Consider the following 15,324-nt stretch of genomic DNA (forward strand, 5'->3'; position numbering starts at 1 on the left):
ATGAATATATCAGTATATAACTTTTTCTTTACCCATCAGGGTTAACTAGTATAAAATCAGACACCATTTCATGGTTTGTGGGTCACATGTAGCCGTAATCGGATGTAAAGGCTGTAGAAAATGCATATCTATTTGCATTGAGAATGCAATTTTTTATAGTGCCGGCCGCGTTCAAATAGACATACAAAAGTGCAATGCTTGTGGTCAATGCGTTTCTCATTGCCCGAATAAGGCTCTTTTGTTGATGGATTAAGCAGTCTTTAATCCTGTAGTCAAATTAGTATAAATATTTCCCATCATGTTTTTATTTGATAGCAAGTATGATTAATACATGAACAATACATGTTATCCGGAACCGGTTGGTTATGTTAAAAGTACCTTTAAGGAACCTGTATTTGATGAAAAAATGTATTCATCAATTTCTTTTATTGAAATCTATCCTGATTTTGCAGAAGCCCTGGATGGAGTTGATGAATTTACGAAAATCCAGATATTGTTTCAGTTTGACAAAAGTCAGGGTTATAAGTTAAAGCAAAAGCGTCGAACAGATGGTAAATTGGTGGGACTATTTGCCACCCGAAGCCCTCATCGTCCAAATGGTATAGGTATAACAACGGTAAACCTGCTTTCAGTCGATGGATTAACCCTGGAAGTAGAAGGTCTTGATGCTATAGATGGTACCCCTGTACTTGATATTAAACCATATACCAGCAAATTTGACTGAAATAATTTTCCGTGATTCGATTTTACCAATAAGTATAAATGATTGTTTTTACATTCAGGATGTGTCGGTAGCGGGCGTGTGGCCTAGCCAGGATATGGCGGCAGCCTCCTAAGCTGTAAGTCAGGGGTTCAACTCCCTTCACGCCCGCCATTTTCTTATTATGTAATTAATTATATTGTATTTCTTTTTATACTCAAGTTTGTAAATTCTTCTATTCTCTATTGTAATTAAATACTATGAAGTACGAATTATATATTGTTATACAAAGAATACTATATGTATTTGTGCAATATCGATTAATTCATAGAGGTGAGTTGATGAGAATAAGGATGTTGAATTCCAAATATGAGATTGAAACGCTTAAAGAAGATGAAGAAGTTGTACATCTTTCTTTCAGGCCGAGCAATACGGATATTATGCAGATTATCACCAGGTGTAAGGGCTTAAAGGCTTTGCAATTGCCTTCATCCTACAGGAAAACATTGTCTGATGTGGCAATTAAATTCCTTGAAATGGAAGATGTTGAGTTACTTGAAGGCGATCTGAAAAGTACTGGTATTTCAATGTATAAAGAAATAGATTCTGAAGAGTGATTATAGTTTTTATAATATTATTTGTAATTTTATATTATTTATCCCTGTCACGTGCATCTTCCAGACAGGGTTATTACAATTTTGACTCGATATTTTTATTTATCTTTTTGTTCATTCGTATCATCCATGCTATTATTTCGGAGGAATCTAATATCCATAAGCAGTTACCGGGTATAATTCGTAAGGCTGTAATTGAGGATGTAACTCCCATGAAAGACCTCATAAACAGCTATGCGAAAAAAGAGATTATGTTACCCCGCTCTGTGGGGGAACTGTATGAAAACATAAGGAACTTTTATGTTTATGAGGAAAATGGTGAAGTGGTTGGTTGCTGTGCTCTTCAGGTTGTATGGGAAGATCTGGCCGAAATCCTGTCTTTTGCTGTTAAACCCGAATGCACTGGAATGGGCATTGGGTCGATGCTACTTGATGCCAGTATCGAAGAGGGCAAAAACATCGGGGTTAAAAGAGCATTTACCCTTACTTACGTGCCAGAATTTTTTGAAAGACAGGGTTTTTCAAAAGTTGAAAAAGCATCATTGCCGCATAAGGTATGGGTGGGTTGCATAAAATGTCCCAAATTCCCGGATTGCAATGAAATTGCTTTGCTCAGGTATTTGTAATTTCTTTATCATGATTCTCGCTTGCATTTATTAAAGGAAGGCTATGGATGATTAGGACCAGATTGAGGGATTTTGTACGCACAGATGAAGACTGTTTTTTTTCGGTAGTCGATTATTTCCACCCCGACGGTGTAAGGGGAATACTAAGGTATGCTCCTGATGAGAAGGGGGACCGTTTTGCAAATGGGATCAAGTACAGGAAATACGATTTCGCCGATTCTTTCGGTTACATGCGCAAGCATCACCCGGATTGGATAGCTGATGTACATATAATTCCACAGGAACGGATTTCAGAAATTCTCAGCCCTGTAGATCGGCTGCCTGAAGTAGTTGACTTGGATGACCGAATCAAAACAATAGTCAGGGTTCTTTCTGACGCCGGTATACCTATGAACAAACAGGGTGTTACCGGTTCAATTCTTCCTGGTTTACAAAATGACATGTCTGATATTGATTTTGTGGTTTACGGGCCGGACTGGTTTAAGGCACGTGACGCCATAAACAGGGCAAAACTATCCGGTTTTCGAATTGAGGCAATCGATGAGAATATGTGGCAACGTATTTACAGGAAACGCTCCCCTGAAATTTCATATGATGAGTTTCTTCTGCATGAATTGAGAAAAGGAAATCGTGGAATGGTAAATGGTACCTATTTTGATCTCCTCTTTACAAGAGATTGGGATCAGATACATCACCCTCTGGAAAGGGGGCTAGATACCGAGCATATAAAAATAGAGGCTAATGTTACAGATGCGACATTTGCTTTTGATAATCCTGCATTGTATGAAATAGATCATGAGGAGATCGATCATATCCTTTCATATACTCACACCTATTCGGGTCAGGCATTAGCAGGAGAAAGAATAGAGGCAAGGGGAGTAGTTGAGGATATGGGGCATAAAAAAAGGCTTGTAGTAGGTACTTCAAGGGAGCCACGGGGTGAATGGATGCGCTCCCTTACGTTGCTTGAGAAAGAAGGTTTATTGTAATCAGCCCCCCCCAGTGGACTGATATACATTCTCCAGATTTCCTGAAGAAGTTTCCTCCTCCTGGCTGAGCAGGTAATCTTTTACATCGCTTGCACTGTATTCTTTTTCTCCCCTTTTTCCTACTTTTTCGCCTGATACTTTCAAGGTATCGACCCTGTAGTAAAGGTCTGTGGTATTCATCAGGGCCCATGTGCCTTCATCATCTTCCTTTATATCGACGATTTCTCCTAGGGTTCCTGTATTGAGATATCTCACCACCATGCCTTTTTCAAGGGGATGTCCATCGATGTCAGATGTTTCTACATGTTCCATTTGTATTGCCTTCTTTAACTATTTGCAATCTCATCTTTGAGATCACTGAAATCCGCAACCCTTTCTGCAAATGCATTATGCCTGTGTATGCTTTCCTCATTTATCTGCTTTATAGTTACGACAGCATCATTGGGCAGGTGGGGGAACTTTTCTACAACTTTCTGTGCCATTGTTCTCACACAGTCTTCGACGAATTTTGGATTTCTGTGAGCGGTTTCTACCACAAAAGCTTCGTCCTGGCGCTTCAATAATTCGAAGACACTTGTACTCATGGATGTTTCGATAATCTTTATTATTTCTTCCAAGGACACTTCGACATCACAATTTGTCTGGATCGAAATTATACCTCTGCCACGCTGATTGTGGGTAGGCATTGGCATCCTTTTGAGGAAAAGGGAGACGGTCTTCTCATCCACTCCAAGTTCTGTAAGTTCTTTCATGGCCTTATCCCGCATAATCTCCTGTGCACAGGGGCATGCGGTCATCCCTACAACTTCGGAACCAATAAGTTTCTTGACTTCTATGTTGTTTTCTTCATCACGGATTGCAATGGATTCTGCGAATATATCGACAACTTCCTGACATTGCATTTTGTTCACCGGTGCTTCACGTTTGATCACATACTCACTTTTCATTATCACTTCTGCCTGAGTGGCATATTCATGTCTTGTGAGTAGGTTCTGTGCAACATCGCCACAAAGTTGTTCTATCTCATAAACAGGCATATTGACTGCCTTTTCGAGAACCTCGTCTATAGCTTCAAAATTACGTGAAAGGTTTGCCCCCTTTCTGTCAGAGGGCAGATCAACAAAAATATCAAAAGTAGATATAAGGACGATTGGTCTTTTATCTTTTCTCTTTATCTCCACCAGTTTTTTCACGTCGGTTACACCGACTCTGGTGAGGTTAATCGGTACTTTTGGTTTATTTGCCTGGACATCTGGTAAGTCTAATACTGGGAGTTTCATGTAAATGACCTCAAAACGGGTTAAGTAAAATGAATCGGTGGGATAATTTAAAACTATAATTGAAACTTATTCATAGCATGTAAATGTTTTGTTGACGAATTTATTGTATGTGTTTACTACTGTGCATTAACCTTTTTGGTTGATTTTAGGCCAAATCATTATCAAAAGGCAACATTAAAAGTTAATTATATATATAACAACATTACAATTAATCAATAACCGGTAACGGTGGACAAGGTGATTAAATGTCTAAGTCAGAACCGAGAAATTTTGTATTAAGGGATGAGAAAGGAAACGAACATGGGGTCTTTACAGGAAAGCAACCAAGGCAGGCAGCTCTTAAAGTTGCAAACCGTGGTAAAGGCACCAAGAAAAACCCTGATAAAATCATGCTCCGTGAAAGGGGAACTAAGAAAGTCCATGTTTTCTATGGTTGGAAACAGGAAGTTGATGCTCCCAAGAACAAACCAGACTGGATGCCTGACAAAATCAACAAGCCTTTTGTAAGAAAAGAAAAACCAGGCATAATCAAACTTGAGCAAGTCTGATTATTTCTATTACTTTTTTTATTATACTCATATAGGGGTTATCCCCTTGTTTATCTATTTTTCTTTACAAAAAGTTTAAAGCATTGTTTTCCTATGTAGCCTTTATGTCAGAAGGCCACTATAAGAAGGAAAATATATTGATTGAAGCCCTCCCCTATATTCGTGAATTTTATGACTCTTTTATGGTGATAAAGGTTGGAGGGCACGCAATGGTAGATCCCGAAATAATGAGTGCAATTGTTGAGGACATTGTGCTTCTCAGATTCGTGGGAATACATCCGGTCATCGTACATGGCGGCGGACCTGAAATTACTGAAAAAATGGAGCAGATGGGCAAGAAACCCGAATTTGTAGGCGGCTTGCGTATTACCGATGACGAGACTGTGGAAATTGCCCGTATGGTACTTGTAGGCAGCATCAATACGAAAATTGTGTCCCTGATTGGTCAGCACGGTGCCAAAGGTGTGGGTCTTTCCGGTAAAGACGGCAAAATGATAATGGCACGCAAAAAACCTGCCCAGAAGATCATGATAAAGGATATTGAGCACAGTGTGGACCTGGGATGGGTTGGAGAGACCGAGATAATCAATCCGGAATTGATCCATATAGTTACAGAACAGGGCTACATACCTGTGATCTCCCCGATTGCTGTGGATAATGAGGGCAATGCCCTGAATATTAATGCAGATACGGTTGCCGGAGATATTGCCAAATCCCTGCAGGCCAAGAAACTCATTCTAATGACTGATGTGGCAGGACTTATGAGGGATCCTTCAGACACTACTACAAGGATTTCACGGGTACTTGCACCCCAGGTCGATGATATGATTGATGAGGGAATTATTGGTGGCGGTATGATCCCCAAAATGCGCAGTGCATCCACAAGTGTGGAAAACGGTGTAGAAAGGGTGCATATAATAAATGGAAGTGTGCCCCATTCCATCCTTCTGGAACTGTTTACAGATGGCGGGATAGGCACTATGGTATTTTAAGTTTTCAGGATTTGATGGGGCAGCCAAAGGTTAACCCGTCAAGTTCCAGTACTTTTTCCCATTCTTCCTTGCAATCACAGTTGAGGTTTTTCAGTATCGCGATATTTTGTGTAAGGGAATAATCCCTGATCGCATCGGCAACCATGTGGCTGCATTCCCTGCAGTTATGAGGTCCACGTTTTGAACCGGCTCCTACGGGATCGGATGTGATCACGAGTTCGGGGTATTTCTTTTTGGACTCGATGAGTATCTGGACAATACTCCATAGCCAGGGCGGTCTGTATTGGTTTCTTTCCCATAGGCGTTCCACAAAAGTTCCTCTCTGGACATTACACAGGTTTATGGAGACTGTGTCAACCAGATCGGCAATATCATCTACCGTATCTATAATGTCCTCCATTCCTTCGGTTTCTGATAAAAAGGGTGGTTTGAGAAGCAGGTATGCTTTGACAGTAACATCTTTCTCGTGAGCAAGGTGTGCAGCACGGGAAAAACCTGCATAGGTAAAACCCTTGTTTATGGAACGTTTGCGTATTACATCACTGCTTGTCTCAAGACCAATAGCTATTTCAAAACCGGTGTTTTTGAGCACTTCTGTGCAGGAAGTAAGGGTATCTTCTGTTACAAATTCAGGCCGGGTTTCCACAAGTACTTTCTTAATCCTTTCGTCTGCTTCCATTTTATTCAGCAGGGTTTCTCTGACTTGTGCATCAATTTCCTTTTCATCCAGGAAACTGCCGGATGTGAATATTTTGACTATGAATTCCTGCAATCCGGAAGAACGCTCAAGTGCTTTTTCGTACTGCTGCAAGAGATCTTCAGCTGATGGAGGTGTGGAGGCTCTGTCATAAACAAAACCACACATGGTACACCCTCCTTTTATCCCCCACCAGCATCCACTGGTCTTGAAAATAAGGGTAAGGGTATCTGTTACTTCTCCTTGAAGAAGGTCTCTGCCTGTCCAGACAGCAGCAGGCTCATTGTTTGGAGCCTTTTTAATGCGTTGCTGCTGTCTAATTTCCAGTATTCTATCATTAAGATTCATTCGAACTCGATTGTAGCAGGTGGTTTTGGTGTTATGTCATAGACAACTCTTGCTGCAGTGGGGATTTCCCCGGTTATGCGTGAGCTGATTTTCCTGAGGGTCTCCCAGGGCAATTCCAGGGCCTCTGCGGTCATACCATCTCTTGAACCTACTGCGCGCACGGCAACGATCCAACCATGTACCCTGAGGTCGCCTTTCACGCCGGTCCCTTTGCCCAGAACTGCCGCGAATGTTTGCCAGGGGCAGAACTGTTCAAGCAGTTCTTCTTCCACAATAGCATTTGCTTCTCTTACGACATCGACCTTTTCTCTTGTAACTTCCCCTATTATCCTTACTGAAAGACCGGGTCCCGGGAAAGGCATTCTTTCACATATCTCTTCTGGCAGGTCGAGTGCATGGGCTACTACCCTTACCTCATCCTTGTAGAGGTCATCAATGGGTTCTATAATATGTTTGAAATTGATATGTTCGGGCAGGCCGCCTACGTTGTGATGAGACTTGATACCACCATCGGATTCAATTTTATCCGGGTATATGGTTCCCTGGATCAGGCATTCTGCCTCAATATCTAGTGCTTCTTCTTCAAACACACGAATAAAAGTCTCACCGACAGCTTTTCTTTTTTCTTCAGGGTCCTTGATTCCCACCAGGCTGTCAAGGAAACGATCCTTTGCATCGATGATTTGGAGATTCATATCACCGAATATTTCCTTTATTCGTTCGGTTTCACCTTTTCTCATAAGACCCGTGTCTATATAGATCGGTATCAGATTATCACCAATTGCACGGTGTGCAAGGACTGCACATACGGAACTGTCAACACCTCCCGAGAGGGCGATGATGGTTTTGCCCTGCGCTTTGGCTTTTATTTTCTCGATTGCTTTTGGAATGAATTTTTCGGTTTTTACCATGAAAGGAAACTCCATATGGTTTATGATGATTTGTGCTTACTAGGGATTTGTATGACTTAATCGTACCGATGCAATTTTTAATTTATATAGATATGTTTTCCGGTCGGTAACTTTTAACATAATACTTTCAATCCACTATTTACAGCTTTATATGCATTCAGTGCCATCTATGTAGCATGCGGCAAACCCTCTATGACTATTTCGGTTATAAAAAATTTCGACCCCTTCAGGAAAATATTATTCAGGATGTGCTGGATAAAAAAGATGTATTTGTATTGATGCCAACCGGGGGTGGGAAATCTTTGTGTTACCAGTTGCCTTCCCTGCTTATGGAGGGCGTTACTGTCGTTGTGTCCCCTTTGATATCCCTTATGAAAGATCAGGTTGACAGGTTGCTTTCACGTGGCATTGCCGCTGCCTATATGAACAGTACACTTGACAATTCCGAAATGAACCATGTTAAGGATTCTCTGATTAGGGGGCAACTCGATCTTCTCTATGTGGCCCCCGAAAGACTGGCTATGCCGTCTACTCTTAAATTGCTTGCAAAAGCAAATGTTAACCTTTTTGCCGTTGATGAAGCACATTGTATATCTCAGTGGGGGCATGATTTCAGACCTGAATACAGGAAATTAGGTGCCCTGCGCTCCGGTTTTCCAGATATTCCTCTAATAGCACTTACAGCTACTGCTACCCCTGCAGTTGCCCGTGATATAGCAAAACAACTCAATATGGTCAGGTCTGAGAAGTATGTAGCAAGTTTTAATCGGACCAACCTCTATTATGAGGTTAAATCCGGTGAGAATGCAGATCAACAAATCATATCTTACCTGCGCTCTCATCCTGAATCATGTGGAATTATTTATTGCCAGACACGAAAATCCGTAGAAGTACTTGCTGGCAGACTGAAAAAATTAGGAGTCAATGCTGCATTCTATCATGCCGGTATGTCAGATGAACTGAGGCACCGTGCTCAGGAAAAGTTCCTGAATGGAACTATAAGGGTAGTTGTGGCAACAGTTGCATTTGGGATGGGGATTGATAAGTCCAATGTACGTTTTGTTATTCATTATGATCTGCCAGCGGACCTGGAAAGTTACTATCAGCAAACCGGCAGGGGTGGCAGGGATGGTCAACCATGTGATTGTATCCTTTTTTTCAAGAGAGGGGATTGGTATAAACAGCAATACTTCATTGAACAGATGTCTTCTAAAAAAGAACGAGAAATTGCCCTTTCCAAGTTACGCCTCATGATGGATTACTGTGAAACAGTCACCTGTCGAAGGAAAATCTTACTCGAATACTTCGGAGAGTCCACCGAAAAAGATTGTGGTCATTGTGACGTTTGTATTAACCCGCCACAACAGGTGGATGTTACAGAGGATGCATTAATTATTTTTAAGTGCATAAAGGAGTTGAACCAGAAATTCGGGGCAACACATGTTGCATCGGTAGTTGCAGGTTCAAAGGCTAAAAAAATTGTGTCATGTGGTCACCATCGACTCCATTGTCATGGTAATGGTTCCCACAATCCGCAAGATTACTGGAAAGACCTTTCTCATCGGCTTTCCTCCCTGGGATTTCTGGAAGTGAAAGGCGGAAGATATCCGGTCTTAAAGTTAAATAAGAAAAGCCGTGCAGCTCTCAATGATGGTGCTAACGTAATTATACCTCAATTATCTGCTGCAAAAAATTCAAAGAACAAATCATCCGGGCAAAGCAAGGTTTCTTCGAAGTCATCTCCTGTTGATTGTGAATATTCGAAGTTATTTGAAAAATTGCGCAGACTCCGGTTGCAATTTGCAAAAAGGGATAATGTGCCACCCTACATTGTATTTGCGGATACCAGTTTGAAGCAGATGGCCTCCAGCAAACCCCAAACTGCAAACCAGATGCTCACCATAACAGGAGTCGGGAAATGTAAAATGGAAAAATATGGTGACGCATTTTTGTCAGAGATCAAAAGTTTTTGTTGAATATTTGTTTTTCAGGCCATGAAGTATAAAGTGAGTTTAAAGATCAGGTCACCGTAAAATACAGCTGCTAAAAAACCAGCGGTTATCGGGACTATAAAAGGCAAACCCGGGGTAACCCACACCATACTGTCGATAATTCCCTTCTTTGAGTAGGCCCTGAGTTCTTCAAGAGTTTCCGTGTCAATCTCTTTACCGCTTCTCCTGAAATAGGTTTGAAGTTTACCATTTTCATCTTTTTCGTACTGCTGCATGAGTTTTACATGCCTGTTTTCAAGTTTTCCGATCGGTGCCCTGTAGCCTATAAACATAAAATAGGGTTTTCTGAGGGTAGTTTTAACGTCAGGCTGGCTCAGGTTATAGATAAAAAGCCCCAGGGGCACGATTATTGTCAGGAGTATTGAATTACCAAATACTGTAAAAGTAAAAAAGTTCATGATCGGAACGCCTTCTACCGGGAAATAGGTTCCTCCCATAGTAAATGCCGGATAGAAAGGAAACACAATGGACATTACCATCAACAATTTGGCGTCTGCACCTCCGAATGCTCCCAGATAGAACAGGACGTAGGAAAAAACAAAAATTAGTCCAAAGGAGATGGCCATTTGTATAAGATATGTAACCGGGCTGGATGAAGTTGCAAGCTCATAAATTATAAATGGGGAAAAGGCTGCCAGCATAATTACCCATACCCTGTTGCCTACCCTGCGCTCCTTTATGTCCCTATAGGAGGCATAGGAGAGAAATGCCAGGCATAGAAGTATCTTGGCAATAACTATCATTTTTGCTTCTCCCACTTTTTGAGTTTAAGAATTTCAGAAAGTGTCCCTCCCCTACGGATTTCATCAAATAATCTTTCTTCAGTTTTTTGTACTTCCTTTGCACGTCTTGCAATCTCGTATGCTCTTTCTGCGGGTACTACAACAACTCCGTTATCATCACCTATGATGTAATCGCCGGGTTTGACCTTTTGCCCTCCACAGTTAATCAGCGCATTAACTTCCCCAAACCCTTTGGGATCACCTGCATTTGGTACATTTGAAGTTGCAAATACCGGAAGTCCGATTTTGCGTATCTCTTCTATATCTCTTACCGCTCCATCGACCACAATGCCTGCGATACCACGGTTCAGGCTGCTCTGTGTTGCCAGTCCGCCCCAGGGTGCGATATGAGAACTTCCGTTATAAATTACTATTACATTACCTTCCTTTGCTTCATCTATCGCTTCCACTGTTTTGGCCCAATCGCCCTCGAATGTCTGCACCGTTACAGCCGGTCCTACCATTTTGGTATCATTTAGCATTGGTTTGATGTTTTTCATGGCACCCTGTCGGTGCATGGCATCTGAAATATTAGGAGTGGAAATTTCCATGAACAACTTGCGTATTTCTTCGTCCATATCGAGTTTTTTTGCCTGATTTAATTGTGGATTATCTACACTACGGCGAATCTTTTTGGAAGCTTCTGTTACATTATCCGAGCGAATTATATTACCGCCCACAATGACAATATCAGCACCTGCTTCTACAGACCGGGCTGCAGTTTGCTCATCCAGTCCACCTGCTACAGCAATATTAGCCCTGATTTTGGAGGCAATCTCAAGCACAAGATCTACCGGTGTTTTTCCGGTCATCTGCTGGTCTATTCCCATATGGATATTGATGATGTCCACACCTATCCTGTCCATTTCTTGGGCCCTCTGAACAGGTTTTGGGGTGCTAATTAGATCTGCCATGAGCCGAACTCCATATTTTCGTGCGGCCAGGAGTGCATCTTTTATCGTTGAGTCATCGGCGGTTGCCATAACCATAACAATATCTGCACCGGCTTTTGCAGCCATTTCAACTTCAAGGCTTCCGGTATCTGCAATTTTCATATCTGCCACGATGGTGTGTCCGGGAAAGCTTTTCCTGAGAGTACGAATAGCATCCATGCCCTCACTTTTTATAAGGGGAGTTCCGATTTCTATCCAGTCGATATCTCCCTTGACTGCTTCCTTAGCAATCTGCACAGCTCTATCTATCTCCAGTATATCAAGAGCAAGCTGGATTATAGTTTTAATAGGATCACCTTGTTAACTTTTATTTGGAATTATTGATAATGATTTCTTCAGGCTGGAGAATAGAAGTGAATCACTATAAAGTTTTCCAGATTAGTCTTTGATGCTTCCCTGGGGCTTATATCATTAGGTCTGCGGAAAGAGTCAATTAGAAAAGAACATGATAATTGGCAATAAGTTTATACGCTATCCGCAAATAATCGGATAGGAATAAAAAACGCCTGCGGTTGATTACTATGAAAATAATCTCTAAAGATTTAATCTGCAAGGAGCTGTATTTTGATGTCATTTGAGCATATGCATATCATTTCTATGAAAGAATTCACACGTGATATGATTGACCATGTTCTGGAGGTCGCCGAAGAAATGGAACCAATTGCCAGGTCTAAGTCAAGTTCCGACCTCTTAAAAGGCAAAGTGCTTGGTGTTCTGTTTTTTGAGCCCAGTACCCGTACAAGGATGTCTTTTGAGGCCGCCATGATGCGACTTGGGGGGGAAGTGTTAAGTCTCGGCTCGGTTGATGCAAGTTCTGTTGCAAAGGGTGAAACCCTTGCTGATACCATAAGGGTTGTAGCCGGTTACAGTAATGCCATTGTCCTTCGTCATCCTATGGAAGGTGCTGCACGACTGGCTTCTGAGTTTTCTGCAGTTCCCATACTCAATGCAGGCGATGGTGCTGGTCATCATCCCACACAGACGTTTCTCGATCTTTATACCATCAAGCGTGAAAGCCATCTTGAAGGCTTAAAAGTAGCTCTTGCAGGAGATCTCAAATATGGCAGAACTGTACATTCGCTTTGTTATGCCCTTTCTCTTTATGGTGCCCAGATAACCCTTGTGTCCCCACCTGAACTTTCAATGCCTTCAGAGATTATCGAGGATCTGAAAAAGAAAAATATCAAGGTGATAGAGGAGAGTTCCATTGAAGATGCCATACAGGATGTGGAGGTGCTTTATATGACACGGATACAGAAAGAACGTTTTCCTGATCCGGCAGAATATCAGAAAGTCGCTAATCGCCTCCAGATTACGCCTGAAGTATTGAAAAATGCGAAGAAAAATCTACGGATAATGCATCCTCTCCCCCGAACAAACGAAATCACCCCTCAAGTTGATGAAACGCCCCATGCTTCCTACTTCGACCAATCTTTTTATGGTGTTCCAATAAGAATGGCTTTGCTTTGTCTTGTTATGGGGGTGTTTGAATGAGTGAGATCGTGAAAAAAGAAATTCGTGTACAACCCATATGTTCAGGCACAGTAATTGACCATATTACAGCCGGTCAGGCTCTCAACGTTCTCAAGATTCTGGGTATAACCGGCACTTCCTGGGGAATTGTCAGTATCCTGATTAATGCCCCCAGTTCATATGGAAAGAAGGATGTGGTCAAGATAGAAGGGCGTGAACTCGTGAGTAGTGAGGTGGATAAAATATCTCTCATTTCTCCTGGTGCTACTATCAATATAATCCGGGATTATGATGTGCAGGAAAAGAATCAGGTAGGTATACCCTCGCATGTAGAAGGTGTTGTAAAATGTATCAATCCAAATTGCATTTCCAACAGTAATGAACCCATAGAATCTAAATTTGATGTGGATGCGGGGGAAGGTAAAATCGAATTACGTTGTGGCTATTGTGAAAGGGTGATCTGTGAAAATATTGCAGATCATCTCCTTTAATTTATAGTCCCAGAATATCTTCCATGGAATAAATGCCGGATTTTTTATCTTTTAACCAAATTGCGGCTTTTACAGCACCTGCGGCGAATGCATCGCGAGAATGCGCCTGGTGTTTTATTTCAATCCTTTCACCTTCTCCGGCAAAAAGGATCGTGTGGTCACCGGCAATATCTCCTCCACGGATTGCATGAATACCTATCTCTTTTTTACGAGGTGCGTTGCCCTGGCGGCCAAAGATGTACTCTTCACGCCCAACAGCTTTTCCAATAACCTCTGCAGCCCTCATTGCAGTTCCACTGGGTGCATCCTGTTTCCGGTTATGGTGTGCTTCAATGACTTCAATGTCATAATCGGGAAGATATTTGGCCGCTTCCTCGATAATCTTGAAAAATACATTGACTCCAACTGCATAATTTGGGGCAATAACGGCTGATACACCATTTTTAAGGATACTCTCGTCGATTGCTTCTTTTTGTTCTTCGCTAAAACCAGTAGTCCCGATAATAAGGTTTACACCACTTGCGGCGACTATTGGTGCGTTGGAAGAAGTTGCTGCTGCAATGGTAAAATCAATCAAGACATCGGTTTTACTTTCCTTGAGGACTTCTCCAAGATCTTCTACGCTGGCAATAGAAACGCCGAGGCTGCCTGCACCTGCCACATCTCCTGCATCTTCGCCGATCTTATTCAGGTCAAATGCAGAGGACAATTCAATACCTTCGCTTCTGGCGATGTTCTGTATTATCAGGCCACCCATTTTACCGGATGCTCCGATTACTCCTGCTCGTATCATTTGAGACACCCGATTCCTCTTAATGCTTCTTCCAGTATCTTTTCATTTTCTGGCAGGATAGGCGCCAGTGGTGCTCTCAGCGGACCCGCTGGCATACCTATCATTTCCATTGCACGTTTGACAGGTATAGGATTGGTTTCAGTGAACAGGGCACGTGTGAGGGGTGCAAGTTCATAATGCTTTTTCCTGGCAGCTGCCATGTCGCCTGTAAGGGCGGCTTCTACCATTTCGGACATTATGTTTGGAACTACATTTGCGACAACGGAAATTACTCCTACTCCGCCCAAGGCGACAATAGGATAGGTCAGTCCATCCTCTCCGGAAATAACGCTGAAATCTTCATCCACTGTGTTTTCGATTATCTCTGAGATTTTGGGAATACTTCCACTTGCTTCTTTGATCGCAACGATATTTTCAATCTTGGCAAGCTCGACAATTACTTCCAGTGGGATATCCTGTCCGGTTCTGGAAGGCACATTGTATAATATGATGGGGATGTCTGCTGCTTCTGCTACTGCAGTGAAGTGACGGATCAGTCCTGCATTATTGGGCTTATTGTAGTATGGGGATATAATGAGCGCTCCCCCTGCCCCTGCATCAGCAGCATGTTTTGTAAGTTCTACGGCTTCAACTGTATTGTTTGATCCGGTACCTGCAATCACCGGCACATTGGCACATTCCACCGCGGTATTGATCACTTTTTTGTGTTCAACCGTAGAAAGAGTGGCGGATTCGCCTGTTGTTCCACAAGCCACAACTCCGCTGACACCTCCTTCTTCAGCATATCTTATGTTTTGTTTAAGACCACTGATGTCAATGGTATTGTCTTTTGTGAATGGGGTTATAAGAGCCGGTAGAACTCCTTCAAACATAAAAAAACCAGCTCCGGTTTCACTCGTGTCTCTTGTGATTGATCTTTCTTGTCACGTAGCCTGCAACACGGTTTCTGATTACTTTACTTTCGATTGTGGTGTATTTTGTAACAAGGCTCTTGTTATCATCAAAATTAGATGTGAATACATTTCCATGGTTGCTAAGCAGACGTGAGGTTATGTTCTTAATATTGTTTTGTCTAATATTTCCCATAATTGATAACTCCATATAGTTGGATGGGT

At 42.0% G+C, this 15,324-nt stretch carries 19 protein-coding genes and 1 tRNA gene; 11 read left to right on the forward strand and 9 right to left on the reverse strand.

Going from position 1 to position 15,324, the window contains the following annotated elements; all coding sequences use genetic code 11:
- Positions 1-70 precede the first annotated feature (70 nt).
- From BKM01_RS11235 to BKM01_RS03630, 6 genes are all read left to right on the forward strand, one after another.
- Complete coding sequence (locus BKM01_RS11235; protein ID WP_072359841.1) at positions 71-253, forward strand: 4Fe-4S binding protein; 183 nt, start codon at positions 71-73, stop codon at positions 251-253.
- Positions 254-331: 78 nt separating this feature from the next.
- Entirely contained in the window at positions 332-724 is a 393-nt protein-coding gene (gene tsaA / locus BKM01_RS03610) for a tRNA (N6-threonylcarbamoyladenosine(37)-N6)-methyltransferase TrmO (protein ID WP_072359839.1), read from the forward strand.
- A 72-nt stretch (positions 725-796) separates the two neighbouring features.
- Positions 797-874 (forward strand) — tRNA-Arg (locus BKM01_RS03615).
- A gap of 167 nt (positions 875-1,041) precedes the next feature.
- Positions 1,042-1,317: a DUF1699 family protein gene (locus BKM01_RS03620; protein ID WP_072359837.1), complete on the forward strand. Its 276-nt coding sequence runs from the start codon at positions 1,042-1,044 to the stop codon at positions 1,315-1,317.
- A gap of 173 nt (positions 1,318-1,490) precedes the next feature.
- Positions 1,491-1,940 carry an N-acetyltransferase gene (locus tag BKM01_RS03625; protein ID WP_072360284.1) on the forward strand — a complete coding sequence of 150 codons (450 nt, stop codon included), beginning with the start codon at positions 1,491-1,493 and terminating at the stop codon, positions 1,938-1,940.
- Positions 1,941-1,987: 47 nt separating this feature from the next.
- Positions 1,988-2,929: a DNA polymerase subunit beta gene (locus tag BKM01_RS03630; RefSeq protein ID WP_072359835.1), complete on the forward strand. Its 942-nt coding sequence runs from the start codon at positions 1,988-1,990 to the stop codon at positions 2,927-2,929.
- Here the strand turns inward: BKM01_RS03630 and BKM01_RS03635 are convergent, their stop codons facing one another.
- Positions 2,930-3,241, reverse strand: a complete 312-nt coding sequence (locus tag BKM01_RS03635) for a DUF2098 domain-containing protein (protein ID WP_072359833.1) — start codon at positions 3,239-3,241, stop codon at positions 2,930-2,932. It lies immediately after the preceding gene.
- Positions 3,242-3,255: 14 nt separating this feature from the next.
- Positions 3,256-4,209, reverse strand: coding sequence for a GTP cyclohydrolase MptA (gene mptA / locus BKM01_RS03640; RefSeq protein ID WP_072359831.1), 954 nt, complete (start codon positions 4,207-4,209; stop codon positions 3,256-3,258).
- A gap of 245 nt (positions 4,210-4,454) precedes the next feature.
- Between mptA and BKM01_RS03645 the strand changes: the two genes are divergently transcribed.
- Both BKM01_RS03645 and argB read left to right on the forward strand, forming a co-directional pair.
- The gene (locus BKM01_RS03645) at positions 4,455-4,757 is read left to right on the forward strand and encodes a non-histone chromosomal MC1 family protein (RefSeq protein WP_072359829.1); all 303 of its coding nucleotides are present in this window, start codon (positions 4,455-4,457) and stop codon (positions 4,755-4,757) included.
- 104 nt (positions 4,758-4,861) lie between these two features.
- Entirely contained in the window at positions 4,862-5,749 is an 888-nt protein-coding gene (gene argB / locus BKM01_RS03650) for an acetylglutamate kinase (RefSeq protein ID WP_072359827.1), read from the forward strand.
- 4 nt (positions 5,750-5,753) lie between these two features.
- Here argB and BKM01_RS03655 read toward each other — a convergent pair whose 3' ends face one another.
- Together BKM01_RS03655 and guaA are read right to left on the reverse strand one after the other, a co-directional pair.
- On the reverse strand, positions 5,754-6,794 hold the full coding sequence (locus BKM01_RS03655) for an archaeosine biosynthesis radical SAM protein RaSEA (protein ID WP_072359825.1): 1,041 nt from the start codon (positions 6,792-6,794) through the stop codon (positions 5,754-5,756).
- Positions 6,791-7,705 carry a glutamine-hydrolyzing GMP synthase gene (gene guaA, locus BKM01_RS03660; RefSeq protein ID WP_072359824.1) on the reverse strand — a complete coding sequence of 305 codons (915 nt, stop codon included), beginning with the start codon at positions 7,703-7,705 and terminating at the stop codon, positions 6,791-6,793. Before guaA ends, BKM01_RS03655 begins: the two co-directional genes overlap by 4 nt.
- Positions 7,706-7,881: 176 nt before the next feature.
- On the opposite strand from guaA, the gene recQ reads away from it, so the two are divergent.
- Positions 7,882-9,681, forward strand: a complete 1,800-nt coding sequence (recQ, locus tag BKM01_RS03665) for a DNA helicase RecQ (protein WP_072359822.1) — start codon at positions 7,882-7,884, stop codon at positions 9,679-9,681.
- 11 nt (positions 9,682-9,692) lie between these two features.
- On the opposite strand, the gene BKM01_RS03670 is transcribed toward recQ, so the two are convergent.
- Both BKM01_RS03670 and hxlA read right to left on the reverse strand, forming a co-directional pair.
- A complete protein-coding gene (locus tag BKM01_RS03670) occupies positions 9,693-10,460 on the reverse strand; it encodes an A24 family peptidase C-terminal domain-containing protein (RefSeq protein WP_072359820.1) in 768 nt (255 codons plus the stop codon).
- Positions 10,457-11,740, reverse strand: coding sequence for a 3-hexulose-6-phosphate synthase (gene hxlA, locus BKM01_RS03675; RefSeq protein WP_072359818.1), 1,284 nt, complete (start codon positions 11,738-11,740; stop codon positions 10,457-10,459). Before hxlA ends, BKM01_RS03670 begins: the two co-directional genes overlap by 4 nt.
- Before the next feature lie 279 nt (positions 11,741-12,019).
- Between hxlA and pyrB the strand changes: the two genes are divergently transcribed.
- Together pyrB and pyrI are read left to right on the forward strand one after the other, a co-directional pair.
- Complete coding sequence (pyrB, locus tag BKM01_RS03680; RefSeq protein ID WP_072359816.1) at positions 12,020-12,946, forward strand: aspartate carbamoyltransferase; 927 nt, start codon at positions 12,020-12,022, stop codon at positions 12,944-12,946.
- Complete coding sequence (gene pyrI, locus BKM01_RS03685; RefSeq protein WP_072359814.1) at positions 12,943-13,416, forward strand: aspartate carbamoyltransferase regulatory subunit; 474 nt, start codon at positions 12,943-12,945, stop codon at positions 13,414-13,416. Before pyrB ends, pyrI begins: the two co-directional genes overlap by 4 nt.
- 1 nt (position 13,417) lies before the next feature.
- Here the strand turns inward: pyrI and dapB are convergent, their stop codons facing one another.
- Genes dapB through BKM01_RS03700 form a run of 3 tightly spaced genes read right to left on the reverse strand, consistent with a single transcriptional unit; the run spans position 13,418 to position 15,295 of the window.
- Positions 13,418-14,209, reverse strand: coding sequence for a 4-hydroxy-tetrahydrodipicolinate reductase (gene dapB, locus BKM01_RS03690; RefSeq protein WP_072359812.1), 792 nt, complete (start codon positions 14,207-14,209; stop codon positions 13,418-13,420).
- Entirely contained in the window at positions 14,206-15,081 is an 876-nt protein-coding gene (gene dapA, locus BKM01_RS03695; RefSeq protein ID WP_072359810.1) for a 4-hydroxy-tetrahydrodipicolinate synthase, read from the reverse strand. Before dapA ends, dapB begins: the two co-directional genes overlap by 4 nt.
- 19 nt (positions 15,082-15,100) lie before the next feature.
- On the reverse strand, positions 15,101-15,295 hold the full coding sequence (locus BKM01_RS03700; RefSeq protein WP_072359809.1) for a 30S ribosomal protein S17e: 195 nt from the start codon (positions 15,293-15,295) through the stop codon (positions 15,101-15,103).
- Positions 15,296-15,324 lie beyond the last annotated feature (29 nt).

Source organism: Methanohalophilus portucalensis (assembly GCF_002761295.1).
Taxonomy (GTDB): domain Archaea; phylum Halobacteriota; class Methanosarcinia; order Methanosarcinales; family Methanosarcinaceae; genus Methanohalophilus; species Methanohalophilus portucalensis.

Excerpts from the sequence above, each read along its gene's own strand:
- guaA (WP_072359824.1), bottom strand. The coding sequence starts at position 7,705 with ATGGTAAAAACCGAAAAATTCATTCCAAAAGCAATCGAGAAAATAAAA.
- pyrI (WP_072359814.1), top strand. The coding sequence starts at position 12,943 with ATGAGTGAGATCGTGAAAAAAGAAATTCGTGTACAACCCATATGTTCA.
- recQ (WP_072359822.1), top strand. The coding sequence starts at position 7,882 with ATGCGGCAAACCCTCTATGACTATTTCGGTTATAAAAAATTTCGACCC.
- BKM01_RS03620 (WP_072359837.1), top strand. The coding sequence starts at position 1,042 with ATGAGAATAAGGATGTTGAATTCCAAATATGAGATTGAAACGCTTAAA.
- BKM01_RS03670 (WP_072359820.1), bottom strand. The coding sequence starts at position 10,460 with ATGATAGTTATTGCCAAGATACTTCTATGCCTGGCATTTCTCTCCTAT.
- BKM01_RS03655 (WP_072359825.1), bottom strand. The coding sequence starts at position 6,794 with ATGAATCTTAATGATAGAATACTGGAAATTAGACAGCAGCAACGCATT.
- argB (WP_072359827.1), top strand. The coding sequence starts at position 4,862 with ATGTCAGAAGGCCACTATAAGAAGGAAAATATATTGATTGAAGCCCTC.
- tsaA (WP_072359839.1), top strand. The coding sequence starts at position 332 with ATGAACAATACATGTTATCCGGAACCGGTTGGTTATGTTAAAAGTACC.
- BKM01_RS11235 (WP_072359841.1), top strand. The coding sequence starts at position 71 with ATGGTTTGTGGGTCACATGTAGCCGTAATCGGATGTAAAGGCTGTAGA.
- mptA (WP_072359831.1), bottom strand. The coding sequence starts at position 4,209 with ATGAAACTCCCAGTATTAGACTTACCAGATGTCCAGGCAAATAAACCA.
- BKM01_RS03700 (WP_072359809.1), bottom strand. The coding sequence starts at position 15,295 with ATGGGAAATATTAGACAAAACAATATTAAGAACATAACCTCACGTCTG.
- BKM01_RS03645 (WP_072359829.1), top strand. The coding sequence starts at position 4,455 with ATGTCTAAGTCAGAACCGAGAAATTTTGTATTAAGGGATGAGAAAGGA.
- pyrB (WP_072359816.1), top strand. The coding sequence starts at position 12,020 with ATGTCATTTGAGCATATGCATATCATTTCTATGAAAGAATTCACACGT.
- BKM01_RS03635 (WP_072359833.1), bottom strand. The coding sequence starts at position 3,241 with ATGGAACATGTAGAAACATCTGACATCGATGGACATCCCCTTGAAAAA.
- BKM01_RS03630 (WP_072359835.1), top strand. The coding sequence starts at position 1,988 with ATGATTAGGACCAGATTGAGGGATTTTGTACGCACAGATGAAGACTGT.
- dapA (WP_072359810.1), bottom strand. The coding sequence starts at position 15,081 with ATGTTTGAAGGAGTTCTACCGGCTCTTATAACCCCATTCACAAAAGAC.
- dapB (WP_072359812.1), bottom strand. The coding sequence starts at position 14,209 with ATGATACGAGCAGGAGTAATCGGAGCATCCGGTAAAATGGGTGGCCTG.